Raw genomic sequence first — 23,594 nt, 5'->3', positions numbered from 1 at the left:
CCGGGTCATATCGCCATACGGTTGGCTTCTGCCACTATTGGCCCGTGACAGACCTGACTGAACAGCGCATCCCGGCCGAACAGGAGCCCAGCCCGGCCACCTCGTTCGCCGGGCTGCTGGAGATCGAGCAGCTGAACGAGAACACGTTCCGGGGCTACTGCCATGCCGGCGCCCCGATGCGCGCCTTCGGCGGCCACGTCGCCGCGCAGGCGCTCGTCGCCGCCGGCCGCACCTGCGCGGACCGGCGCCCGGTGCACTCGCTGCACGGCTACTTCCTGCGGCCGGGCTCCCCCGCCCGGCCGATCGACTACCTGGTCGAGCGGGTCCGCGAGGGCACGTCCTACACCACCCGCCGGGTGACGGCCCTCCAGCAGGAGCACGAGGTCTTCACCCTCTCGGTCTCCTTCAAGCACCCCGAGCCGGCCGCCGACCGCCAGCGCGAGATCCCGACGCTGCCCCACCCGGAGTCGCTGCCGAACTCCGTCGCCGGGCTGCCCGAGCAGGTCCGCCGGGCGCTCGCCGCGGACGGCGGCTTCCGCGACCTCGACGTGCGCTTCGTCCCGGCGGACACCCCGGGGCTGCCGACGGCCGTCCCCGGACTGCTCCAGCAGTTCGTCTGGATGCGCACCGCCTCGCCGCTGCCGGACGGGGACCCGCTGCTGCACGCCGGCGCGCTGACCTACCTGTCCGACCTCACCCTGGCCTCCACCGCCGGGCTGAACAAGCAGCCGAACTTCTTCCAGCGCACCGAACCGCCCCGGCTGCTGATGGCCTCGCTGGACCACGCGATGTGGTTCCACCGCCCGTTCCGGGCCGACCAGTGGCTGCTGTTCGCCCAGCGCAGCCCGTCCTCCTCGGACGGCCGGGGCCTGGCGCTCGGCGAGTTCTACGACCTGGACGGCCGGCTGGTCGCCTCCGCCGTCCAGGAGGCGCTGATCCGCGACCCCTCGTGACACCCGGCACTCCCGGTACCCCGGTGACCCCAGGACGAACGGAAGGCGGCCGGACGGCGTCATACTCCTGAGCGGCCCCGGCCCGTATCATGGTGCGGGTGACCAAGGTTGACCTGTCACCACGGCCGGTGGAGGCGATGTCTCCGCGTCAGCTCGAACGCCGCGAAAGCCTGATCGCGGCCGCGCTCGCCCTGGTGAACGAGATCGGCGTCGAGCGGATGCAGATGAAGCAGGTCTGCGAGCGGTCCGGAGTCGCCCTGGGGACGGCGTACCGCTACTTCTCCTCCAAGGACCACCTCCTGGCGGCGGCGATCGCCGAGTGGCATCGCCTCCTGCTGGCCGACCTGGTGGCCGAGCTGCGCGGACCGAGAGCCGGGCCGGGGGCCACCGACCGGGCGGTCCGGTTCGTCCGGGGCGGGATGCGGGCCTACCAGCGGCAGCCCGAACTCGCCCGGCTGAGGGTGGCCGTGGCCGCCTCCACCGATCCGTTCGCCAGCGAGGCCCTGCAAGGCATGGCCCGGGCCGACAGCACCGCCCTGCAAGCCGTGACGACCGAGGTGCCGGCCGCCGCGAGCGACCTGGTGCGGCACATCGTCGCCCACGCCTGGCAGGGCGAGCTGACCGCCTGGGTGACCGGCCGCACCACCCTCGGGGACGCCCGGCGGCGCCTGGAGGACGTGGTGCGGCTGGTGCTGACCCCGTACGAGACGCGGTACCCGGCCCCGTACGAGGTCCAGTCCACCGGCGCGGCGCGGACCACCGCTTGGTCGCGGACCACTGCCGCGGCTCAGACCACCGTCACCGGGTGGGCCACCACCGCACCGAACAGGTAGCCCTCCCGGTTGAACACCGCCCGCTCGGGCTGGGTGTTGCCCCGGCGGTCCGTGGCGCGGGCGCGCAGCTCGTACCGACCGGGCCGTTCGGGGCGCCAGTCGAAGCTCCAGCGCGTCCACCCGTCGGCCCGCGGCTCGTCGCGCAGTTCGGCGCGCCGCCAGGTCCGGCCGCCGTCGGCACTCACCTCGACCCGGCGCACCGCCGCCGCCCCGGACCACGAGCGCCCGTGCAGCCGGTGCTCGCGCCCCGCCGCCAGCCGCGCACCGGCGGCCAGCTCGAAGGCGCTCTTGACCACCTGCTCGGTGAGCGGGTCGCCGCCGCCCGGCGGGTACTCCGGGCCGAACATCCGGTAGAAGTCGGTGTTCCACGGCGAGTACAGCCGGTGGTCGGCGACCTCCACGCTGCCCACCCACTTGATCGAGGCGATGCCCACCCAGCCGGGCACCACCAGCCGGGCCGGGGCGCCGTGGTCCGGGGTCAGCGGCTCGCCGTTCATCTCGTACGCGAGCAGCACGTCGTCCAGCGCCTTGGCGATCGGCAGCGGGCGGCGCACCGGTCCGTAGTTGGTGCCGCCGGCGACGAAGTCCGGGTCCAGGCCGGTGGGCAGCACGTCCACCGCCGCCCCGGTCAGCCCCGCGGCCCGCAGCACCTCGGCCAGCCGGACGCCGCGCCAGCTCGCCGAGCCGATGCCGCCGAGGGTCCACGGCGTACCCGGGACGGGCTGGTTCTGCTGGCCGGGGTAGTAGCTGCGGGCGTTGCCGGCGCACTCGATCAGCGCGCTGATCCGGGTGGACGGCAGCTCCCGCAGGTCGTCCAGGCCGAACTCGACCGGGCGCCCGGCCGTCGGGGCACCGCGCAGGCCGCTGCCGAAGAGCCTGAGGCGCCAGGTGCCGGGGTCGATCAGCGGGGTGCTGGTGTGGTTGCGGACGAAGAACCGCTCCACCGGCACGTGCCGGTGGACGGCGGCACGGCCGTCGGCGTCGCGGAAGGCGTCCCAGCGCGTCTCGGCGTTGGTGCCGCGCGGCACGAACCACTCGGCGGGCAGCGGTTTGACGATCCCGGGCACGGGCCCGGGCAGGGAACCGGGCCCGGGCAGGGGGCCGGGCGCGGGCACCTCCTCGGCGGCCGCCCGGCCCGCGGCGGGCAGCGGGGCGGCCGGGACGGGCGCGACGAGCACCCCGGCGGCGGAGACCATCCGCAGCACCGTCCGGCGGTCCACCCCGTCGTCCCGGACGGGCTGCGCCGGGCCGTCCTGCTCCGGGCCGTCCTGGTCCGGGGCATCCAGCGCCGGGGCGTCCTGCGTCGGGGTGGCCGCGGTCCCGGCGGCCTGCGTCGGGGCTGCTTCGTCCGGGGTACGGACCTCGTCGTCCATGAACGGCGTTCCTTCCGTGTCGGCGTGGACGGTTCGCCGGTGCGCGCGACCAGAGCCGGGACCCGAAGGCTGTCCCGGGCGGGCTCCCGCTCTCCGGCTCGACCTTCTCACTGGTGTGAACACCTACCGTTCCCGCTGTCGGCGAAACCCCGGCCCGCGAAGGAGCACCCGATGTCAGCCACCCCGCTCTCCCGGACCTCCTGGCCGGCCGCCCACGCCGACGTGCGAACTGCGCGACGTGGCACTGGAGTTCCTCAAGGGCTGACCGCCCCCCGGGGAACACCCCGGCGAGCGGCGTCGTTCGCCGGGTCATGCGCATCGGAGAACTCGCCCGCCTGACCGGGGTGTCCACCCGCCTGCTCCGCTACTACGAGGAGCAGGGCCTGCTCAGGCCGGACCGTACGGCGGCCGGCCACCGCGAGTACGGCGAGCAGGACACCGTCCGGGTGTGGCAGATCCGCAGTCTGCTCGCGGCCGGTCTGAGCACCCGGATCATCGCCGAGCTGCTGCCCTGCGCCACCGGTCCCGTCCCGGTCCTGGAGGCCTGCCCGGAGCTGCTGGCCACCCTGCACGACGAGCTCGCCGACCTGGACGCGCGGATCGAGGACCTTTCCCGCAGCCGCCGGGCGCTCTCCCACTGCCTCGCCACCGCGCGCGACTCCGGGCACGAGCACGACTACGGCGAGGGGCGGGCGGCCTGACGGGACGTAGGTCCCGACCCGGCGCTCCCCCGGCGCGCCGTCCCGCCACCGGCGGAGTGAACTGGACATAGTGCGACATACAGCTTGATCCCGAGCGTTCCGAGCGTTCCGACAGTCCGAGCGCTCCGGACGCGCCGAGTATGTCGAGAGGTCCATCCGATGAGCAGCCAGCCGCCCCAGCCCGACCCGCCCGCGAAGGAGCCCGACGAACCCGCCGCGACCCTTCCGGTCGACCGGGCGGTGTTCGGCATCGGCGCCGTCCTGGTCCTGGCGGTGGTCGCGTGGGGCGTCTTCGCCGAGGACTCGCTCGGCCGCACCTCCGACACGGCGCTCGACTGGGTGCTGCACAACTTCGGCTGGCTGTTCGTGGTGGCCGCCGACGTCTTCCTCGTCGTCGCCCTGCTGCTCGCGTTCAGCCGCTTCGGCCGGATCCGGCTCGGCCGCGACGACGACGAGCCCGAGTTCTCCACCGTCGCCTGGATCGCCATGATGTTCAGCGCCGGCATGGGCATCGGCCTGATGTTCTACGGCGTCGGCGAGCCGCTCCAGCTCTTCGCCACCCCGCAGCCCGGCTCCGGCCTGGAGCCGCAGAGCTCGGCCGCCGCCCAGCAGGCCCTGGAGTTCTCGCTCTTCCACTGGACCCTGCACCCGTGGGCGATCTACGCGGTCGGCGGCCTGGCCCTCGCCTACACCACCTTCCGCAAGGGCCGGGGCAACCGGATCTCCGCCGCCTTCGTCCCGCTGATCGGACAGCGCGGCGCGGACGGCTGGGCCGGGCGGACGATCGACCTGCTGGCCGTGTTCGCCACCGTCTTCGGCTCCGCGACCAGCCTCGGCCTCGGCGCGCTCCAGGTCGCCGACGGGCTCGGCTACATCTCGTCCGTCCGCAACACCCAGAACGCCCAGCTGATCATCATCGCCTCGCTGAGCGCCGCGTTCGTGGTCTCCGCTTTCTCCGGGGTGCACAAGGGCGTGAAGTGGCTCTCCACCGCGAACGTCGTGCTCGCCTCGCTGATCATGGTCTTCGTCTTCGTGGTCGGTCCGACCGTGTTCGTGCTGGACGCGATCCCCTCCTCGGTCGGCGGCTACCTCTCCGACCTGCTCGCCATGTCCACCCAGACCGGTGCCTTCACCGACGAGGGCTGGCTCGGCTCCTGGACGATCTTCTACTGGGCCTGGTGGCTCTCCTGGGCGCCCTTCGTCGGCACCTTCATCGCCCGGATCTCGCGCGGCCGCACCGTCCGGCAGTTCCTGCTCGGCGTGCTGCTGGTGCCCAGCGGGGCGACGGTCATCTGGTTCTGCGTGATGGGCGGCACCGCGATCCGGCTGGTCACCACCGGTGCGGCCGACCTGGTCGCGACCATCCCGCAGGGCCCGGAGGCCTCACTGTTCGAAATGCTGCGCTCGCTGCCGCTCGGCTCGGTGACCAGCGTGGTCGCGGTGCTGCTGGTGATGACCTTCTTCATCACCAGCGCCGACTCGGCCTCGCTGGTGCTCGGCTCGCTCTCCAGCCGGGGCTCGCTGCATCCGCGGACCTGGCTGGTGGTGGTCTGGGGCGTGCTGATGGGCGGGGTCGCGGCGGCCCTGCTGCTGGCCGGCGGGCTGACCGCGCTGCAGAACGCGACGATCCTGGTCGCGCTGCCGTTCGTGGTGGTGATGCTGCTGCTGTGCGTCTCGCTGGTGAAGGAGCTCCGCGAGGACCCGGCCGCCGCACCCTCCCGCTTCCGGCCGCCGCACGGCCTGCGGGACGCCGTCCGGGAGGCCGTCGGCGAGTCCGGCACACGCCGCTGACCTGCGCATACGCCCCGGCCGGCGACGGTTGGGGCGTGTGCGGCCAACCGACGCCAAACCCCCCTCGGGACTTCACCCGCGCGTACCGACCGTTCACGCCGCCCTGGAAACCTCCCTGTCATGAACGCCAACCCTCAGGCGCCCCACCAGGAACCGCGCTTCCCCCTGCCCCAACGGCACCGCCGGCTGCTCGCCGCCACCGCCGTCCTCGTCTCCATCGCCCTCGGCACCCTGGGCGTCGGCGCCACCGTGGAAACCGTCGAACACGGCCCCCTGGCCAGCGCCTCCGCCAGCAAGTAGCAACCGCCCCGCCCGGCACCGCGGTCCCGCCCCGGACCCGGTGCTTCTTGCTCTCCCGGTCCGGAACCACCACGCTCCCCGGCCCGAGCCCGTCGCGTTTCCCGGCCCGGAGCCACCATGCTTCCCGGCCCGAGCCCGTCGCGCCCTCCGCCCGAGCCGGGCCCCGCCGCCGGAGAGCGGCGTCCCCCGCTACGCCCGCTGCTCGGCGCGGGGGCCGGCCGGGGGCGGGACCAGCGGGCCGGGGCGCGAGTGGCGGCCGTTGCCGGGGGTGGGGTGGAGGTCGGGAGCCGGGGCGTAGCGGGCGGCCGGGGGGCGCAGGCGCCAGGCCGGGGGCCGGGTCGGGTGGGGGGTGGGGGCCATCAGGGCGAGGCGGTGGAGCAGGTCGAGGGCGTCTCGCCGCAGGGCGGTGCGGTCGGCGAGGTAGCGGGCGGGCAGCCCGTACTCGTCGGCGATGTCGCCGAGGACGCCGTCTATCAGCGCGTCCGGGATCGGGACGTCTCCGGCCACCGCCTCGCCGGGCAGCGGGCGGACCTCCTCGACCAGGCGCTCGACCAGCAGCAGGGCGGCCTGGGCGACGGTGTCGGCACCGGGGAGGGCGAGGTCGGTGAGTTCGGCGGCCGGGTCGAGCAGGGCGACGCCCTCGGCCCGCAGCTCGGCCTCCAGGCCGAGGAACTCGGCGAGCGCCGCCGGGCCGCTGAGCCGGTGGTCCTGCAGCCAGGCCCGGTGGTCCTCGGGGAGGTCGGCGGCCAGGACGGCGGGTGTCTCGGCGAGCAGCCGGCGGACGGCGGTGGCGGGCTCGGCGTCGGCGGCGCGGCGGATCAGGTCGGCGGCGTCGTCGGCGAGGGCGGGCGGGCCGGCCGGGACGGCACGGGCGAGTTCGCGGTCCACGGTCAGCACGAAGGAGCCGTCGGCCGGGTCGGGCGGCAGCTCGCCGAGCACCTGCCAGCCGGCCAGCGCGGCCAGCGCCATCGCGAGGTCGGCCGGTTCGGCGGTGAGTTCGGGAGCGGCGGCGCCCATTGCGTCGAGCAGCCGCCGGTAGTCCAGCTCCTCCGGGGCGTCGACCAACAGGGCCAGTGCGAGGGCGAGTTGGGCGTACCCTGCCGGGGTGAACGGCGCCCCGGTGACGGGGTGTTCGAGGCGGCGGGCGGCGTCGGGGCCGAGGCCGGCCTTGCAGAGCCGGGCGTGCCAGGGGCCGACGACGAGGCGGTAGCCGAGCAGGGTGTCGAACCGTTCGGCCAGCCAGTCCCGGTGACGGCGGATCAGCGGGAAGCCGTCGGCGTGCGGACCGGAGGCGGTGACCAGCGGATGGGCGAGCAACAGCCGGGCGGCGATCCGGCGTTCGGCCGAGGGGAGCTCCTCGCCGGAACGGTCCTGGGCCACGACGGTGGGCGGCGTCACCCGCGTGGGCTCGGGCCTGCGGTGCCGGCCCGGCCTGCCCGGCTTGGCACCTGACCGGACGACGGGCAGCGCGGCGTCGTCGCGCCGGGCGCGGCGCAGGCCGCCCTCGGTGCGGTCCTCCCGGAGGCGCGCCGGCACGGCCGAGTGCGCGGTGGGGCCGTGCCACCAGCTGACGCCGGGATCGGCGGCGGGCTCGGCGGCGGCGCCGAGGTGGCGGGCGGGATAGAGGCCGAAGGAGGCGGCGCAGAGGTCGTCGGCGGTGCCGGGGGCGGCGGCGGCGAACCAGTGGGCCAGGCGCAGCAGCCCCGGATCGGGCGAGAGCGTCACGTCGGCGGCCGGGGGGTCGGTCACCCGCACGTCGTCGGCACCGCTCGCCGCGCCCGTCCCAGGTCCCCTGTCGGCGGGGCCGGTTCCAGGTCCGCCGGCGGAACCGGTGGCGGAGCCGGCAGCGGGACCACCGTCAGGACCGGCTTCGCGTACGGCGAGGACGGCGTGGGCGGTTCCCCGTCCTGCCCCGCCCGCGCGTCCGTCCGGCCTGCCAGCCACCCGGGTGGCGCCGACCGCGTAGTCCTGCTGATCCATGTCGGGGTCCAGACTAGACGGTGCCCGGGCCACCCGTCGGCAGCAACCGCCCTCCTGAGGAACTCTCCGCAGGAGCCCTCGAAGCGGTCGCCCGCGCTCCGCCTGCCGGCCGCCCCGTCATCCGGCTCCGCCCACCGGGGTTACGCACCGGTAACCCGCCCTTCCGCCGCCGGTCCGGCTCCTCTAGGGTCGGTCCGAAGCAGCGGATCACCGAGAGGCGCACGCATGACTGTCCGTACCACCGACCGCGCCGGCCTCGGGGCACGCCTGCGCTCGGCCACCGGCCTGCTGGGCGGCTTCGCGGCCACCTCGGCGGCGCACCTGGGCGCGATCGTCTCCGGCGCCTCGGTGCTCCAGAACGCCACCAAGCCGGCCCTGATGCCGCTGCTGGCGGCCCAGAGCGTGGCGGCGGCCAGGAAGGCCGGGCAGGAGGCGCCGAAGCTGCTGGCGCCGGCCCTGCTGCTGAGCGCGGGCGGGGACGTGCTGCTCCAGCTGAAGAACGATCCCGCGTTCCTCGCGGGCATGGGCTCGTTCGCGGCGGCGCACGTCTGCTACGTGACGATGTTCGTCAAGCGCGGCGCGCTCACCGACCGCCGCCGGGCGCTGATGGTCGCGGCCGCGTACGCGACGGCCTGGGTGACCCTGGTCGGGCAGCTCTGGCCGGACCTCGGGGACCTGCGCGTCCCGGTGGCGGGCTACAGCCTGCTGCTCGCCTCGACGGCCGTCACCTCGGCCGGGCTGGGCTGGCGGACCGGGCTGGGCGGGGCGCTGTTCCTGCTCTCCGACACGTTGATCGCCACCCAGCTGGCGAAGTGGCGGGAGCTGCCGGGCCATCAGTTCTGGATCATGGCGACCTATGTGCTGGCCCAGTACCTGCTGGCCGACGGCACCCTCCGGCACCAGGACCGGCTGCACCGCGAGGCCGCCGGCCAGCTCCGCCGGGTTCGCCGCGACCGAGCCGCCGAGGCCGGTCTGCACCGCGCCGTGCGGGGCGACCTGCTGGCTGCCGGCGCCGGACTGCCCGAGCGAACCGGCCCACTCCCCCGCGGCCTCGCCCCATTCGCCGAGGCTCTTGTCGGGGTCCGTCCGGGCGTCCTTGTCGGTGCTCCTGTCCGGGGTGGTGGAGGCCGCGGTGGCGACCGTGACGGTGGTCGCGAAGGCGCCGCCGTCCGGGCAGGTGCCGTCGACCTTGCTGTCCCCGGCGTGCTGGCCGGCCAGTCGGGCGGAGCCGCTGTGCTTGCCGTCGGGGCCCAGGGTGAGGGTCGCGGGACCGCCCTCGAAGGCGGCGGAGCGGGCGGTGATGGTCCTGGCGTCGGGCTTGTCCGACTTCTCGCAGGAGACCGTGACCGTCACGGTCTGGCCCGGTGCGGCCCGGGACGGGCTGACCGAGGCCGAGCCGTCCCTGGCGGATGCGAGGGGGGCCGTCAGGCCGGTCAGCGCCGTCGCGCCGATCAGGACGGCGGCGGCCGTACACGTGGGGCGCATGCCGGAACCTCCGGGATTCTCGGGCGCAGCCGGGGACTCCCATGTCCACCTGGTCGAGCGACTGCACCCGGTCATTCACCGACGGTAGGCACCCGCCCCGCGCTCGGCCAGCGCTCACGACCGTTCGGGTTACGGCCCGTGACCCGGCGTGACGTCCGCGGCGCGGCTCAGACGTCGAGGTCCAGGTCCACCACGACCGGCGCGTGGTCCGAGGTTCCCTTGCCCTTGCGGGCCTCGCGGTCCACGTAGCTGTCGGTGACGGCGTCGGCGAAGGGCTTGTTGGCGTAGGTGAGGTCGATCCGCATGCCCCGGTTCTTCGGGAAGGCCAGCTGGCGGTAGTCCCAGTAGGTGTAGGGGCGGTCGTACTTGAGCGGGCGGGGCAGCACGTCCTGGAGGCCGATCTCGCCGAGGGACGTCAGCGCGGCGCGCTCGACCGGGGTGACGTGGGTGAGGCCCTCGAAGGCGGCGGCGTCGAAGACGTCCTCGTCGGTGGGGGCGATGTTGAAGTCCCCGAGGACGGCGAACGGGCGGGAGCCCGCGGCGTCCTCGGTGGCGGCCTTGCGCAGCGCCTCCAGCCACTCCAGCTTGTACTCGTAGTGCGGGTGGCCGACCTCGCGGCCGTTGGGCACGTAGACCGACCAGACCCGGACCGGGCCGCAGGTGGCGGCGACGGCGCGCGGCTCGACCTCGGGCAGCAGGGCGCCGTCGGCGAGGTAGCCGGGCTGGTCGGGCAGGCCGCGCACGACGTCGTCCAGGCCGATCCGGGAGACGATCGCGACGCCGTTCCAGCGGCCGTTGCCGTGCGCGGCCGTCTCGTAGCCGAGCTCGCGGACCGCCTCGTACGGGAAGGCGTCGGCCGCGCACTTGAGCTCCTGGAGGCAGAGCACGTCGGGCTTGGCGCTCTCCAGCCACTCCAGGAGCTTGGGCAGCCGCGCGGTGACGGAGTTGATGTTCCAGGTGGCGATGCGGACGGTCACGGCGGGCGGCCTTCCCGGTGGTTCGGTGCGGACGGGCATGCGGACGGGGTGGGCCGCCCTCGCGCGGGAGGCCCACCCCGAACATACCGTCCGGCACCGACAGTCCGGCCCGATCAGCGCGCGGGCCGGACCACCGCGGCCGAGCCGCCGCCGCGCCGCACGGGTTCGGCGGCGGCCACCCAGCGGCCGTCCGGCAGCCGTTCCACGCCGGTGGCGGCGCCGATCTCGCCGCCGTTGACGAAGCTCTGTCCGAGGCCCTCCAGCGCTGCCCGCTCGGGCAGCGCCAGGAAGCCGGGCTCGGCCTGGGTCGTGGCGCCGTTGCGCTGGCTGGCGCGCGGCGCGGCGATGGCCTGCTCCAGGCTCAGGCCGCGGTCGAGCCGCCCGAGCAGCACCTGGAGGGTGGTGGTGATGATGGTCGCGCCGCCGGGGCTGCCGGTCGCGAGCACCGGCTCGCCGTCGCGCAGCACGATCGTCGGGGACATCGAGGAGCGCGGCCGCTTGCCCGGGCCCGGCAGGTTGGGGTCGGGGACGCCGGGCGCGAGCGGGGTGAAGTCGAAGTCGGTCAGCTCGTTGTTGAGCAGGAAGCCCCGGCCGGGGACGGTGATGCCGCTGCCGCCGGTCTGCTCGATGGTGAGCGTGTAGGAGACGATGTCGCCCCAGCGGTCGGCGACCGTCAGGTGGGTGGTGTTGGGGCCCTCGTACGGCTCGGCGACGGCCTGGCCGGTGTCGGCGCAGGGGGCCGGGTGGCGCGGGTCGCCGGGGGCGAGCGGGCTGGTGAGCGCGTGGTCCGGGCTGATCAGGCAGGCCCGGGAGGCGGCGTAGCGCTCGGAGAGCAGCTGCTTGGTGGGGACGTCGTTGAAGGCCGGGTCGCCGACCCAGCGGTTGCGGTCGGCGAAGGCGATCCGGGAGGCCTCCAGGAAGTGGTGGTAGTACTGGGTGCTGCTGTACGCGGAGACGTCGCCGCCGTCCTCCAGGATGTTGAGCGCCTCGCCGACGGTGGTGCCGCCGGAGCTGGAGGGGGCCATCGCGTAGACGTCGTAGGCGCCGTGGGAGACGTGGGTGGGCGCCTGGTCGCGGACCCGGTAGTCGGCGAGGTCGGTGGTGTCGACCCGGCCGGGGCGGGCGTTGCGGCCGGAGGCCGGGTCGACCGGCGGGTGCTGCACGGTGTTGACGATGTCCCCGGCCAACTCACCCTGGTAGAAGGCCTTGACGCCGTCCTTGGCGAGCAGCCGGTAGGTGGCGGCGAGGTCGGGGTTGCGCAGCAGGCTGCCGGTCTCGGGGGGTTTGCCGTTCGGCAGGTAGAGCTTGGCGGTGGCCGGGAAGTCCTTGAACCGGGCGTAGTTGTCGGCGGTCTGGCTGCGGAAGGTGTCGTCGACGACGAAGCCGTTGTCGGCGATCCGCTCGGCCGGTTCGAGGTTCTGGGCGAGCGAGCGGGTGCCCCAGTGGCGCAGCGCGGCGTCCCAGGTGGCGGGGGTGCCGGGCACTCCGACGGACAGTCCGCTGGTGACGGCGTCGGCGAAGGCCAGCGGTTTGCCGTCCTCCAGGAACAGGCCGCTGTCGGCGGTGCGGCCGGCCGTCTCGCGGCCGTCGATGGTGTGCACCCGTCCGGTGGCGTGGTCGTAGTAGACGAAGTACCCGCCGCCGCCGACGCCGGAGGAGTACGGCTCGGTGACCCCGAGGGCCGCGGCGGCGGCGACGGCCGCGTCGACCGCGTTGCCGCCCTTGCGCAGCACCTCGATGCCGGCGGCGGTGGCGTCGGCGTCGACGGTGGCCACCGCACCGCCCCAGCCCACCGCCTCCGGCGCCTTCGACGGCGGGGCCGCGGCGCCGGCCGGCCCGACGCCGGACCAGACCAGTGCGGTGGTGAGTAACAGAGACGGCGCGAGGCGGGGCAGAGCTCTCATACGAGTCCTCCTGAGTCGACGTCAACTCATCAGTTGTTCCACAGGAGGAATGATCCGACAACCGCACCGCCCCGCCCCCGCCTACAGCGCGCTGCGCTCCACCCGCCGCCGCTTGATCGTGCGGAAGCGCCGCGCCACCTGCCGGGCCAGGTCGGCCGCGCCGACCAGGCCCGCCTCGTTGCCGAGGGCGGCGTGCACGATGGCGGCCTCCGGGCGGAACCCGCGCCCGGTGAGGGTGCGGCGGAAGGTGTCCCGGGCCGGGCCGAGCAGCAGGTCGCCCGCCTCGGAGACCCCGCCGCCGATGACGAAGCGACCGGGGTCCAGCGCGGCGGCCAGGTTGGCGATGCCGACGCCGAGCCAGGTGCCGACCTCGTAGAGCAGCTCGGTCGCGGTCGGGTCGCCGTCCTGGGCGGCCTCGGTGACCAGCGGGCCGGTGATGCCCTCGACCGTGCCGCCCGCCCGGGCCAGCAGCGGCTGCACCACCGGCGACTCCTCGGCGACCAGCTCGCGCGCGTCGCGCACCAGCGCGTTGCCGGAGGAGTACTGCTCCCAGCAGCCCCGGTTGCCGCACGGGCAGCGGTGGCCGCCGGGCAGCACCTGCATGTGCCCGAACTCGCCCGCCAGGCCGTACTTGCCGCGGTCCACGTAGCCGTCCCGGACCACCGCGCCGCCGATGCCGGTGCCCAGGGTGAGCATCACCATGTGGTCCTCGCCGCGCCCGGCGCCGAAGCGCCACTCGGCCCAGGCGGCCGCGTTGGCGTCGTTCTCCACGATCACCGGGAAGCGCAGCCGCTCGCTGAGCGCCTCCCGGAGCGGCTCGTTGCGCCAGTTGAGGTGCGGGGCGAACAGCACCTTGGAGCGGTCGGCGTCGACCCAGCCGGCCGCGCCGATGCCGACGGCGTGGACGTCGTGCCGGTCGGCGAGCTGGAGCACCAGCTCGACGATGACGTCCTCGACCACCTTGGGGCTCTTGCTCTTGTGCGGCGTGTCCGTGCGCAGCTTCTCCAGCACCTTGCCCTCGCCGTCCACCACCCCGGCGACCACCTTGGTGCCGCCGATGTCGACGCCGATGGTGGGCAGCCGCAGTATCCCGGCGGGCAGGGCGCGGCGGCGGCGCTCGGCGCGCGGGCCGAGGCCGAGCAGGGTGGGCAGGACGGGTGGCCGGGTGCTGCCTTGGGAGCCGGTCACGGCTGCGGACGCTCCTCGCCTGGGTCGGGGTCACGGGGGTCGGGGTCGCGGGGGTCGGAAACGGAGGGCCGGGCCAGCTCGTGCGAGAGCTCGGCGAGGTCGGAGCCCCCGGCCATCTCGGTGGTGAGCTGTTCGAGGCCGATCTCGGCCCGCGGGTGGCTGCCCGCCATCCGGCCCCGCTTGAGCAGGGTGAAGTGGTCGCCGACCAGGTACGCGTGGTGCGGGTTGTGGGTGATCAGCACGACCCCGAGCCCGGCGTCGCGGGCGGCGGTGACGTACTTGAGCACCACTCCGGACTGCTTGACGCCGAGCGCGGCGGTGGGCTCGTCCAGGATCAGCACCCTGGCGCCGAAGTGCACCGCGCGGGCGATGGCCACGCACTGGCGCTGCCCGCCGGAGAGGGTGCCGATCGGCCGGTCGACGTCGTACAGGTCGATGCCCATCCTGGCGAGCGCCTCGCGGGTGGTGGCGCGCATCCCGTCGGCGTCCAGCCGCAGGCCGCCCCAGCGGCGCGTGCCCCGCTCGGAGCCGAGGAAGAAGTTGCGCCAGACCGGCATCAGCGGGACGACCGCGAGGTCCTGGTAGACGGTGGCGATGCCGCGCTCCAGGGCCTGGCGCGGGGAGTCCAGGCGGACCTCCTCGCCGCCGACGGTGAAGGTGCCCTCGTCGTGCTGGTGCAGCCCCGCGATGATCTTGATCAGGGTGGACTTGCCGGCCCCGTTGTCGCCGAGCACGCAGCTGATCTCGCCGGCCCGCAGGGTCAGCGAGACGTCCTGCAGCGCGCGGACGGTGCCGTAGCTCTTGCCGACGCCCTCCAGGGAGAGCAGTTCGGTGCCCGCCGCGGCCGCGCTCGTCATGTCCGTGCTCATCGCGGCCCCCGCTCGGCCCGGCGCTTGACGTAGGCGTTCAGCAGCGCGGCCAGCAGCAGCATCGCACCGAGGAAGAACTTGAACCAGTCCGGGTTCCACTGGGCGTAGATGATCCCCTTGCTGACCATGCCGAAGATCAGCGCGCCGAGCGCGGAGCCGACCACCGAGCCGTAGCCGCCGGTGATCAGGCAGCCGCCGATGACGGCCGCGACGATGTAGATCAGCTCGTTGCCGACGCCCTCGCCGGACTGCACGGTGTCGAAGGAGAACAGCAGGTGCTGGCCGAGCACCCAGGCGCCGAAGCCGACGCCCAGGTAGAGCAGGGTCTTCGTCCGGGCGACCGGCACGCCGACCGCGCGGGCCGCCTCCGCGTCGCCGCCGACCGCGAAGATCCAGTTGCCGAAGCGGGTGCGCAGCAGCACCCAGCTGCCGACCGCGAGCAGGCCGAGCCACCACCAGACGGTGGCCTTGATCGTCAGCCCGCCGACGGTCACCTCGGAGGCGAACAGCCAGCGGCAGGAGGCGAAGCCCTCCATGTCGGAGATCGACTTGGTGGAGACGGTGCCGGAGATCGCCTTGGTGACGCCCAGGTTGGCGCCGGTCAGCATCAGGAAGGTGCCGAGCGTGACGATGAAGCTGGGCAGCCTGGTGCGGCCGAGCATCCACCCGTTGAACCAGCCGACGGCCAGCGTGGTCGCCAGCGAGACCAGCACGCCGACCCAGGTCACCGCGGTGAACTGGTACGAGACCATCGAGGAGGTCAGCGCCGCGGTGGTGACCAGTACGCCGGCCGAGAGGTCGAACTCGCCGCCGATCATCAGCAGCGAGACCGGCACCGCCATGATCCCGATGGTGGAGGCCGCGTACAGCACGGTGCCCAGCGAGGAGACCCGCAGGAAGGGTTCGGCGACGGCGGCGAAGACCGCGAAGACCGCGACGGCGGCGATCAGCGCGCCCAGCTCGGGGCGGGCGAGGAGCCGCCGCAGGGCCGCCGGGCGGCCGTCGACCAGGCCGTCGTGGGCGAGGAGGTCGGGGCTGCTCACCTGGTCCCCCTCGCGACGTACTCGGCGAGCGCGTCGGCGTTGTCCTTGGTCAGGATCTGCGGACCGGTCTCGACGGGCTTGCCGCCCCCGAGCATGTTCAGGTTGTACTTGTACAGCCAGATCAGGTCGACGCCCGTGTAGCCCTGGAGGTAGGGCTGCTGGTCGACGGCGAAGCCGACGCTGCCGGACTTGAGCCCGGACACCACCTGGGTGCCCAGGTCGAAGGTGTCCAGCTCGACGCTGCGGCGGGCGTCCTGGACGGCCTGGAGACCGGTGGCGGCCATCGGGCCGGAGAGGGTGAGCACGGTGTCGATGGCCGGGTCGGCCTGGAGCTTGGCGGAGATCGCGGCGCGGGCGTCGGGCATGTCGACGCCGTTGACGTAGAGCACCTGGAAGGCGCCGCCGGCCTTGGACCGGGCTCCGGAGCAGCGCTGCTCCTGACCGACGTTGCCCTGCTCGTGGATCACGCAGAGCACGTTCTTGCGGCCGCGCGAGGCCAGCTCGGCACCGGCCGCCTGGCCGGCGGTGGACTCGTCCTGGCCGATGTGGGTCAGCGCGCCGAACTTCTGCGAGAACTCCTGGCCGGAGTTGATGGTGATCACGGGGATGCCCGCGGCCTCGGCCTTGCCGAGGACGTCGGCCATGGCGTCGCCCTTGGCGAGGGTGACCAGCAGGCCGTCGACCTTCTGGTCGATGGCGGCCTGGACGAGCTGGACCTGGTTCTGGGTCTGCGCGTCGTTGGAGTACAGGAAGGTGATGTTGTCCTTGGCGGCGGCCTGCTCGGCGCCCTTGCGCACAGTGTCCCAGAAGGCGTCGCCGGCTCCGGCGTGGGTCACCATGGCGACCTTCCAACGCGGGGTGGTGACGGCGCTGCCGCCGGTGGCCGCGGCCTTGGCGCGGGCCTCCTCGGCGCGTCTGCCTCCGGTACTGCTGCAACCGGCCGCGGTGACCGCGAGTGCCAGGACGGCGCACACGGGCCAGAAGCGGCGGGACGGGCGAAAGCGGGTGATGCTCATCCCCATAGTCTCCCTTCCCTGGTCGCGCGGGATCGCACCGCCTCGCCCGGCAGGCCCAATGGCCTGGGAGGTAAGGTGCCCCGGGGGACCTTTCCTGGTAGTTCGCTGAACATCTGGTCCGGACGACGTCTGTCCGGGTGGCAGACTTAGGCGCCGATCCGAACGGGTTCATCGCGAGAACGTGATGTTCCTCTCAGGTTCCGCACAGATTCGGACGGCAACCGATCATCGGTCCATCACCGTCTGATGCCATTGACGTGCGTTCGGGCGAGTGGGGCCCGGGCGGCGTGCGACCCGATACGAGAACTCGATGGAACTGACAGGTACGCCATTCTTCCTCCTCACCGTCATCCTGGTGCCGGTGTCCATCACAGTGGCGCTGCTGTTCTGGGGGAAGGTCGGCGGCCCGCAGCCGGTGCGCTACCTCACCCGGATCGTCATGATCATGTTCTGCCAGGTCACGGCCGTCCTGATGGTCTTCGTGATGGTCAACAACGCCAACCTGATCTACGGCAACTGGGACGACCTGCTCGGCACCGGGAACCACGTCCGCGCGGTGCCCGTCCTGGCGCCGGTCGACCCGGCCGCCACGGCGGGCCAGGGCGGTGAGGCCGCCAAGGAGCCGCCGAAGGTCAAGCAGAGCTTCGGCGGCGTGAACGACCCGCTCGTCCCGAACGACGTGCAGCGGACCGAGCTCAAGGGCCAGGTGTCCGGGGTCGACGGCGAGGTGCTGGTCTGGCTGCCGCCGCAGTACAACGACCCGGCGTTCAAGGACAAGAAGTTCCCCGTGGTCGAGCTGATCCCGGGCTACCCCGGCTCCTCCTCCACCTGGTACGGCACCCTCAAGGTCTCCGAGCAGCTCAAGCCGCTGATGCAGCAGGGCAAGGTCGCCCCGTTCATCCTGGTCTCGCCCCGCACGAAGCTGCTGAACAACCAGGACGCGGGCTGCACCGACATCCCCGGCAAGATCAACGCCGACGCCTGGGTCACCCGCGACGTCCCGCAGATGGTGCTGGACAACTTCCGGGCGGACCCGTCCGCGGACCGCTGGGCGATCGCCGGCTACTCGGCCGGCGCGCACTGCGCCGCCAAGCTGTCGCTGTCCCACCCCAACCGGTACCGGGCCGCCATCGCGATGTCCGGCTACAACGACCCGGCCCAGGAGCCGGACTCCCTGGTCGGCAAGGACGCCAAGCTGCGCGAGGCCAACAACCCGGTCAACATCCTGAAGACCGCCCCGCAGCCGCCGAAGGTCGCCCTGCTGGTCAGCGGTTCCAAGGGCGACGGCTACGAGGACGGCGAGGCGATCCGCGCCGCCGCCAAGGCCCCGACCACCGTCCAGGTCGAGGAGGGCACCGGCCCGCACACCACCGAGCAGTGGAAGAAGATGGTCCCGGCCGCCTTCCAGTGGCTGACCTCGGTCATCCCGGTCCAGTAGGCCGGCCGGCAGCAGCGAACCGTACGGGCAGGGCGCGGCGTCAGGCCAGCTCCAGCGCCAGGTAGAAGTCCACCCGGTCCTCCAGCCGGGAGAGGTCACGCCCCGTCAGCTCCTCGATCCGGCCGATCCGGTACCGCAGGGTGTTCACGTGGACGTGCAGCTGCGCGGCGCAACGGGTCCAGGAACCGTCCGAGCGCAGGAAGGCCTCCAGGGTGCGGACCAGGTCCGCCTGGTGCTCGATGTCGTACGCGATCACCTTGTCCAGCAGCCGGCCGCGGAAGGCGCGACGCACCTCGTCCGGGACGGCGGCCAGCAGCAGCACGTGCGAGGCGAGCTCCTCGGGGCCCGCGACGCAGACCCGGCCGACCCGGGAGGCGGCGATCCGGCGGGCGTGCCGGGCCTCCTCCAGGGCGCCGCGCAGACCGCCGGCCCCGGAGGCGGGGGCGGAGACCCCGAGGGTGATCCGGCCCTCCGAGCCGAGCCCGGCCTCCAGCGGGGCGAGCAGCTCGCGCAGGGCGTCGGCGGGCACCGGGCCCTCCGGGGCGGGCAGCACCACCACGGCGCCGGTGCCCGTCCCGGCGACCAGGGCCCGGTCGGCGCCGCCGCCGAGCGCCTCCTCCAGCACCGCCCGTACGGTGCCCTCCGGCAGGCCGGTGCCCTCGGCACTGAGCACCAGCCAGGAGCCTTCCTGCGCCCGGGACTTGGGATCGGGGATCTCGTAGCCGACGGCCATCGCCGAGGAGGCGTACAGGGTGCGGCTGATCTCGGCCGGGTCGGCGTCGCGGCGCAGCAGGGCGAGCACCTCGTCGGCGAGGCGGCGGCGCAGCCGGCGGCCCTCGTCGCGGCGGTGGCGCTCGGCGGCCACCAGCCGGGCCAGGTTCTCGGCGAGCTGCTGGCGCTTGGGGGTCCACTCGGTGACGTCGCCGGCCACCGCGAGCACCCAGTCCACCAGCGGCGCGTCGTGCTCGGCGGAGACCGGGGCGGGCAGCAGCGAGTAGGAACCGGCCGCCAGCCGGGCCCGGTGCGGGGGGCGGCGGCGCTGGCGCTGGGCGGCGAGGTGGGCGCGGACCAGCTGGTCGCGGTCCTGGGCGGAGAGCCGTTCGGCGGGGCCGGCGATCACCGCGCCGGTCGGGGTGAGCACCCAGCAGTCCAGGTCGAGGTCACCGCCGAGCAGGTCCAGCACCGCGTCCAGTCCGCCGCCGCCGGCCGCCGAGACCAGCAGGCGGTGCCGGTCGACCAGGGCGGCGAGGTCGGCCGCGCGGTCCGCGGAGACCTGGCGGCCGATGAACTCGGTGACGGTGCCGAAGGCGATGTCGTCGGGGACGGCGAGCAGCGGCATCCGGTGCCGCCGGCAGGCCTCGACCAGGTCCTCGGGCACCGGGCCGACCTCGGCCTCGCCGGCCGCCAGGGCCACCGCGCCGCCGGCCGCCAGGGTGCGGACGAAACGCTCGGAGTCGGCCGGGACGGTGCGCCAGAGCATGCCGGTGAGCACCAGTTCGCCGCCGTGCAGGTAGCGGCCCGGGTCCTGGAGGTCCGTCGTCATCACGCCGCTGACCTGCCGGTCCAGCTCTTCCTCGGCCGCGAGCAGGCGCAGTCGCGGGGCGCCGGGGGCGAGCAGGTCACGGACGCGCATCCGCGGACTCCTTAACGGGGCTTGGGGGGAGGGGCGAAGGGGTAACGATAGGGCCTGACCGAGCGGGCGTGCGCGCGGGTCCGTAGCCCGCGCATCCCGGCCGGACTACGGTCGTAGGTAGCACCCGGCGAACACCCGGGCTGCGAGATTCCCCTCCTTAGAGGAACGTACAGGATGCCGGGCGGGCTCACAGCCGGGGCTTCATGCCATCGGTGACTGCCAGTGGGCCGCGTCACAGCGGTTCACTGGGCGACACGCCGCCGGACACCCGGCGGGCGAAGACTTGAGGAGACACCCGCATGGAGTTCCTTCGGCCCGCCACCTGGGACGAGGCACTCGCGGCGAAGGCCGAGTACCCGACCGCGCTGCCCCTTTCGGGCGGCACGGACGTCATGGTCGAGCTGAACTTCGACGTGCACCGGCCATCCGCGATTCTCGACCTGAACCGCATCACCGAGCTCACCGAATGGTCGAACGACGACGGCGTCGTGCGGCTCGGCGCCGCGGTCCCGTACGCCCGGATCATCGCGGAGCTGTCCGGTCCGCTGCCCGGGCTGGCGCTGGCGGCCCGCACCGTCGGATCCCCCCAGATCCGCAACCGGGGCAGCGTCGGCGGCAACCTCGGCGCGGCCTCCCCGGCCGGCGACGCGCACCCGGCGCTGCTGGCGGCCGGACGGGACGTGTTCGTCGAGGCGGCCTCGGTGCGCGGCACCCGGCTGATCCCGATCGACGACTTCTACGTCGGGGTGAAGCGCAACTGCCTGGAGGCCGACGAGCTGATCCGGGCCGTGCGGATCCCGGTGGCGGACGGGCCGCAGCAGTTCTCGAAGATCGGCACCCGCAACGCCATGGTGATCGCGGTCTGCGCGTTCGGCTTCGCCCTGCACCCGAGGAACGGAACCGTCGGCACCGGCATCGGTTCGGCCGCCCCCACGCCGCGGCGCGCCGTCGAGGCCGAGGAGTACCTCCGGGGCGTGCTCGCCGAGCGCGGCCTGTGGGAGTCCGGGGAACTGCTGGGCACCGAGGTGGTCCAGCGCTTCGGCGAGCTGGTCAAGGCCGCGGCCTCGCCGATCGACGACGTGCGGGGCACCGCCGACTACCGCCGGCACGCGCTCGCCGTGATGGCCCGCCGCACCCTCACCTGGACCTGGAACGACTACGGCAAGCAGATCAGGAGCGCGGCATGAGGGTCACTTTCACCGCCAACGGCAAGCCGGTCGAGGCCGACGACGTGTGGGAGGGCGAGAGCCTGCTGTACGTGCTGCGCGAGCGGGTCGGCCTGCCGGGCTCGAAGAACGCCTGCGAGCAGGGCGAGTGCGGCTCCTGCACGGTCTACCTGGACGGCGTCCCGGTCTGCTCCTGCCTGGTCGCGGCCGGCCAGGTGCAGGACCGCGAGGTGCGCACGGTCGAGGGCCTGGGCGGGGAGGACGGCGAACTGGGCCTGGTCCAGCAGGCGTTCGTCGACGCCGGCGCCGTCCAGTGCGGCTTCTGCACGCCCGGCCTGCTGGTGCAGACCGACGCGCTGCTGGCCGCCGATCCGCAGCCGAGCGACGACGACATCCGCGAGGCGCTGTCCGGCAACCTGTGCCGCTGCACCGGCTACGAGAAGATCATGGACGCGGTGCGGCTGGCCTCGGCCCGCACCTGCGCGGGAGCGGGGGCCTCGGAATGAGCGGGCGGACGGTCCGGCGGACGATCCGGGGACAGAAGAACCTCCAGAACATCAACCAGGCCTCCAAGGACGGCATCGGCGGCTCCCCGCTGCGCCCGGACGGCAACCTGAAGGTCCGGGGCGAGTTCGCCTACTCCTCCGACCTGTGGCACGAGGACATGCTCTGGGGCACGGCGCTGCGCTCGCCGCACCCCCGGGCGAACATCCTCTCGGTGGACATCTCCGAGGCGCTCAAGGTGCCCGGGGTGTACGCGGTGCTGACGCACGAGGACATCCCCGGCTCGAAGTACTACGGCCTGGAGATCCAGGACCAGCCGGCCCTGGCCATCGACAGGATCCGGTACCACGGCGAGGCGATCGCCCTGGTCGCCGCCGACCACCCGGAGACGGCCCGCCGCGCGGTGAAGAGGATCGCGGTCGAGTACGAGGTGCTCACCCCGATCGTCACCGAGGAGCAGTGCCTCGACCCGGAGACCCACGGGTACGTGCACGAGCCGCACGAGTACAAGTCCCATGCGTACGGCAACATCTGCCACGAGCAGCGGCTGGTCTCCGGCCGCGGCGTGACCGACGAGGTGCGGGCGCTGGCGGACGTGATCGTCAGCGGCGACTACGAGGTCGGCATGCAGGACCAGGCCTTCCTCGGCCCGGAGTCCGGCCTCGCGGTGCCCGCCGAGGACGGCGGCATCGACCTCTACATCGCCACCCAGTGGCTGCACGTCGACCGCCAGCAGATGGCCCCGGTGCTCGACCTCCCGGAGGAGAAGGTCCGGCTCACGCTGGCCGGCGTCGGCGGCGCGTTCGGCGGCCGCGAGGACCTGTCGATGCAGATCCACGCCTGTCTGCTGGCCCAGCACACCGGCAAGCCGGTCAAGATCGTCTACTCGCGGGACGAGTCCTTCTTCGGCCACGTCCACCGCCACCCGGCGCGGATGCACTACGAGCACGGCGCCACCCGGGACGGCAGGCTGGTCTTCGCCGACTGCCGGATCGTGCTGGACGGCGGCGCCTACGCCTCCGCCTCCCCCGCCGTGGTCGGCAACGCGGCCTCGCTCGGGCACGGCCCGTACGTCATCCCGAACGTGCGGATGCACGCCATCGCCCTGTACAGCAACAACCCGTCCTGCGGGGCGATGCGCGGCTTCGGCGCGGTGCAGGCGGCGTTCGGCTACGAGTCGCAGATGGACAAGCTGGCCGTCGAACTGGGCATGGACCCGGTGGAGTTGCGGCAGCTCAACGCCGTCTCGCAGGGCGACGTCATGCCCACCGGGCAGGAGATCGACGCGCCCGCGCCGGTGGCCGAGCTGCTCCGGCGGGCCAAGGAGATGCCGCTGCCGCCGCCGCTGGACACCGAGCACCCGGACATCCGCCGGCTGCCCGGGGCCCTGTCCAACACCTCGCACGGCGAGGGGATCGTGCGCGGCGTCGGCTACTCGGTCGGCATCAAGAACGTCGGCTTCTCCGAGGGCTTCGACGACTACTCCACCGCCCGGGTGCGGCTGGAGGTGATCGGCGGCGAGCCGGTCGCCATGGTGCACACCGCGATGGCCGAGGTCGGCCAGGGCGGCGTCACCGTGCACGCCCAGATCGCCCGCACCGAGCTGGGCGTCGAGCAGGTCACCATCCACCCGGCCAACACCGAGGTGGGGTCGGCCGGTTCGACCTCCGCCTCGCGCCAGACGTACATGACGGGCGGCGCGGTGAAGCTGGCCGCCGAGGCGGTGCGCCGGGAACTGCTCGACCGGGGACGCCGGCGTTACGGCTGGACCCACGACGACCTGGTGCTGACCGGCGGCAAGGTGGTCTCGGCCGGGGCCGGCACGCTGGTCTCCATCGTCGACCTGCTCGGCGACGACGTCATCGAGCAGACCCGCGAGCACCACCACCGGCCCACCCAGCCCTTCGACAAGGAGACCGGCCAGGGCTTCGGCCACGTCCAGTACACCTTCTGCGCCAACCGCGCGGTGGTGGACGTGGACGTGGAACTGGGCCTGGTCAAGGTGGTCGAGCTCACCGCCGTCCAGGACGTCGGCAAGGCGCTCAACCCGCTCTCCGTGGTCGGCCAGATCCAGGGCGGCTGCACCCAGGCGCTGGGCCTCGCGGTGATGGAGGAGATCATCGTGCGGGACGGCAAGGTGCGCAACGCCTCCTTCACCGACTACCTGATCCCGACCATCCTGGACACCCCGCCGATCCCGGTGGAGATGCTCGAACTGCCCGACCCCAACGCGCCGTACGGGCTGCGCGGGGTCGGCGAGGCGCCGACCGTCTCCGCGACGCCGTCCATCGTGGCCGCCATCCGCAACGCCACCGGGCTCGCGCTCAACCGGATCCCGGTCCGGCCGGAGCACCTGACCACCGAACAGCCCGGCTGACGCCCGTCCCCGGGGCGGTGACCGTCATCCCCGCCGCCCCGGGGCCCCGGGGACGCCCCCACA

General features: G+C 73.7%; 19 protein-coding genes. 10 read left to right on the top strand and 9 right to left on the bottom strand.

Annotation, left to right across the window (positions count from 1 at the left end; translation table 11 throughout):
* The first annotated feature begins 44 nt into the window (after nt 1–44).
* A complete protein-coding gene (locus ACFVGO_RS16870; protein ID WP_380632413.1) occupies nt 45–953 on the top strand; it encodes an acyl-CoA thioesterase in 909 nt (302 codons plus the stop codon).
* 98 nt (nt 954–1,051) lie between these two features.
* Nucleotides 1,052–1,786: a TetR/AcrR family transcriptional regulator gene (locus ACFVGO_RS16865; protein WP_380632411.1), complete on the top strand. Its 735-nt coding sequence runs from the start codon at nt 1,052–1,054 to the stop codon at nt 1,784–1,786.
* Here the strand turns inward: ACFVGO_RS16865 and ACFVGO_RS16860 are convergent.
* Nucleotides 1,741–2,982 (bottom strand): sulfite oxidase, encoded by a 1,242-nt coding sequence (locus ACFVGO_RS16860; RefSeq protein WP_380632436.1) that lies wholly within the window; start codon nt 2,980–2,982, stop codon nt 1,741–1,743. The genes ACFVGO_RS16865 and ACFVGO_RS16860 overlap by 46 nt on opposite strands.
* A gap of 488 nt (nt 2,983–3,470) precedes the next feature.
* Here ACFVGO_RS16860 and ACFVGO_RS16855 point away from each other — a divergent pair, with 488 nt between their 5' ends.
* From ACFVGO_RS16855 to ACFVGO_RS16845, 3 genes are all read left to right on the top strand, one after another.
* Entirely contained in the window at nt 3,471–3,860 is a 390-nt protein-coding gene (locus ACFVGO_RS16855; RefSeq protein ID WP_380632408.1) for a MerR family transcriptional regulator, read from the top strand.
* A gap of 159 nt (nt 3,861–4,019) precedes the next feature.
* The gene (locus ACFVGO_RS16850) at nt 4,020–5,651 is read left to right on the top strand and encodes a BCCT family transporter (protein WP_359913291.1); all 1,632 of its coding nucleotides are present in this window, start codon (nt 4,020–4,022) and stop codon (nt 5,649–5,651) included.
* Nucleotides 5,652–5,771: 120 nt separating this feature from the next.
* Nucleotides 5,772–5,951: a hypothetical protein gene (locus tag ACFVGO_RS16845; RefSeq protein WP_359913294.1), complete on the top strand. Its 180-nt coding sequence runs from the start codon at nt 5,772–5,774 to the stop codon at nt 5,949–5,951.
* Nucleotides 5,952–6,140: 189 nt separating this feature from the next.
* Here ACFVGO_RS16845 and ACFVGO_RS16840 read toward each other — a convergent pair whose 3' ends face one another.
* Complete coding sequence (locus ACFVGO_RS16840) at nt 6,141–7,700, bottom strand: DUF2398 family protein (protein ID WP_359913297.1); 1,560 nt, start codon at nt 7,698–7,700, stop codon at nt 6,141–6,143.
* Nucleotides 7,701–8,156: 456 nt separating this feature from the next.
* On the opposite strand from ACFVGO_RS16840, the gene ACFVGO_RS16835 reads away from it, so the two are divergent.
* Nucleotides 8,157–9,665: a lysoplasmalogenase gene (locus ACFVGO_RS16835; protein WP_380632404.1), complete on the top strand. Its 1,509-nt coding sequence runs from the start codon at nt 8,157–8,159 to the stop codon at nt 9,663–9,665.
* Here ACFVGO_RS16835 and ACFVGO_RS16830 read toward each other — a convergent pair.
* The 6 genes from ACFVGO_RS16830 to ACFVGO_RS16805 all read right to left on the bottom strand — a co-directional run bounded on the left by ACFVGO_RS16830 (nt 9,584) and on the right by ACFVGO_RS16805 (nt 16,413).
* Complete coding sequence (locus ACFVGO_RS16830) at nt 9,584–10,432, bottom strand: exodeoxyribonuclease III (RefSeq protein ID WP_359913305.1); 849 nt, start codon at nt 10,430–10,432, stop codon at nt 9,584–9,586. The two genes, ACFVGO_RS16835 and ACFVGO_RS16830, sit on opposite strands and share 82 nt — an antisense overlap.
* A gap of 74 nt (nt 10,433–10,506) precedes the next feature.
* The gene (ggt, locus tag ACFVGO_RS16825; RefSeq protein ID WP_359913308.1) at nt 10,507–12,297 is read right to left on the bottom strand and encodes a gamma-glutamyltransferase; all 1,791 of its coding nucleotides are present in this window, start codon (nt 12,295–12,297) and stop codon (nt 10,507–10,509) included.
* An 81-nt stretch (nt 12,298–12,378) separates the two neighbouring features.
* Nucleotides 12,379–13,485 carry an ROK family glucokinase gene (locus ACFVGO_RS16820; protein ID WP_380354654.1) on the bottom strand — a complete coding sequence of 369 codons (1,107 nt, stop codon included), beginning with the start codon at nt 13,483–13,485 and terminating at the stop codon, nt 12,379–12,381.
* Nucleotides 13,482–14,342, bottom strand: a complete 861-nt coding sequence (locus ACFVGO_RS16815; protein WP_380632399.1) for an ATP-binding cassette domain-containing protein — start codon at nt 14,340–14,342, stop codon at nt 13,482–13,484. Before ACFVGO_RS16815 ends, ACFVGO_RS16820 begins: the two co-directional genes overlap by 4 nt.
* A gap of 8 nt (nt 14,343–14,350) precedes the next feature.
* Complete coding sequence (locus ACFVGO_RS16810; RefSeq protein WP_359915494.1) at nt 14,351–15,397, bottom strand: ABC transporter permease; 1,047 nt, start codon at nt 15,395–15,397, stop codon at nt 14,351–14,353.
* On the bottom strand, nt 15,394–16,413 hold the full coding sequence (locus ACFVGO_RS16805) for a substrate-binding domain-containing protein (protein ID WP_359915496.1): 1,020 nt from the start codon (nt 16,411–16,413) through the stop codon (nt 15,394–15,396). The genes ACFVGO_RS16810 and ACFVGO_RS16805 overlap by 4 nt, the downstream gene beginning before the upstream one ends.
* A 310-nt stretch (nt 16,414–16,723) precedes the next feature.
* Between ACFVGO_RS16805 and ACFVGO_RS16800 the strand changes: the two genes are divergently transcribed.
* Nucleotides 16,724–17,851, top strand: coding sequence for an alpha/beta hydrolase (locus ACFVGO_RS16800; RefSeq protein WP_380547121.1), 1,128 nt, complete (start codon nt 16,724–16,726; stop codon nt 17,849–17,851).
* A gap of 40 nt (nt 17,852–17,891) precedes the next feature.
* On the opposite strand, the gene ACFVGO_RS16795 is transcribed toward ACFVGO_RS16800, so the two are convergent.
* On the bottom strand, nt 17,892–19,484 hold the full coding sequence (locus ACFVGO_RS16795) for a helix-turn-helix domain-containing protein (protein WP_359911725.1): 1,593 nt from the start codon (nt 19,482–19,484) through the stop codon (nt 17,892–17,894).
* A gap of 299 nt (nt 19,485–19,783) precedes the next feature.
* On the opposite strand from ACFVGO_RS16795, the gene ACFVGO_RS16790 reads away from it, so the two are divergent.
* Genes ACFVGO_RS16790 through pucD form a run of 3 tightly spaced genes read left to right on the top strand, consistent with a single transcriptional unit; the run spans nt 19,784 to nt 23,531 of the window.
* Nucleotides 19,784–20,671 carry an FAD binding domain-containing protein gene (locus ACFVGO_RS16790; RefSeq protein WP_359911728.1) on the top strand — a complete coding sequence of 296 codons (888 nt, stop codon included), beginning with the start codon at nt 19,784–19,786 and terminating at the stop codon, nt 20,669–20,671.
* On the top strand, nt 20,668–21,156 hold the full coding sequence (locus ACFVGO_RS16785; protein ID WP_359911731.1) for a (2Fe-2S)-binding protein: 489 nt from the start codon (nt 20,668–20,670) through the stop codon (nt 21,154–21,156). The genes ACFVGO_RS16790 and ACFVGO_RS16785 overlap by 4 nt, the downstream gene beginning before the upstream one ends.
* Nucleotides 21,153–23,531: a xanthine dehydrogenase subunit D gene (gene pucD, locus ACFVGO_RS16780; RefSeq protein ID WP_380632393.1), complete on the top strand. Its 2,379-nt coding sequence runs from the start codon at nt 21,153–21,155 to the stop codon at nt 23,529–23,531. The genes ACFVGO_RS16785 and pucD overlap by 4 nt, the downstream gene beginning before the upstream one ends.
* Nucleotides 23,532–23,594: the final 63 nt, after the last annotated feature.

Source organism: Kitasatospora sp. NPDC057738, assembly GCF_042798815.1.
Lineage (GTDB): Bacteria > Actinomycetota > Actinomycetes > Streptomycetales > Streptomycetaceae > Kitasatospora > Kitasatospora lactacystinica.
This window is presented reverse-complemented; position numbering and strand designations above follow the sequence as displayed.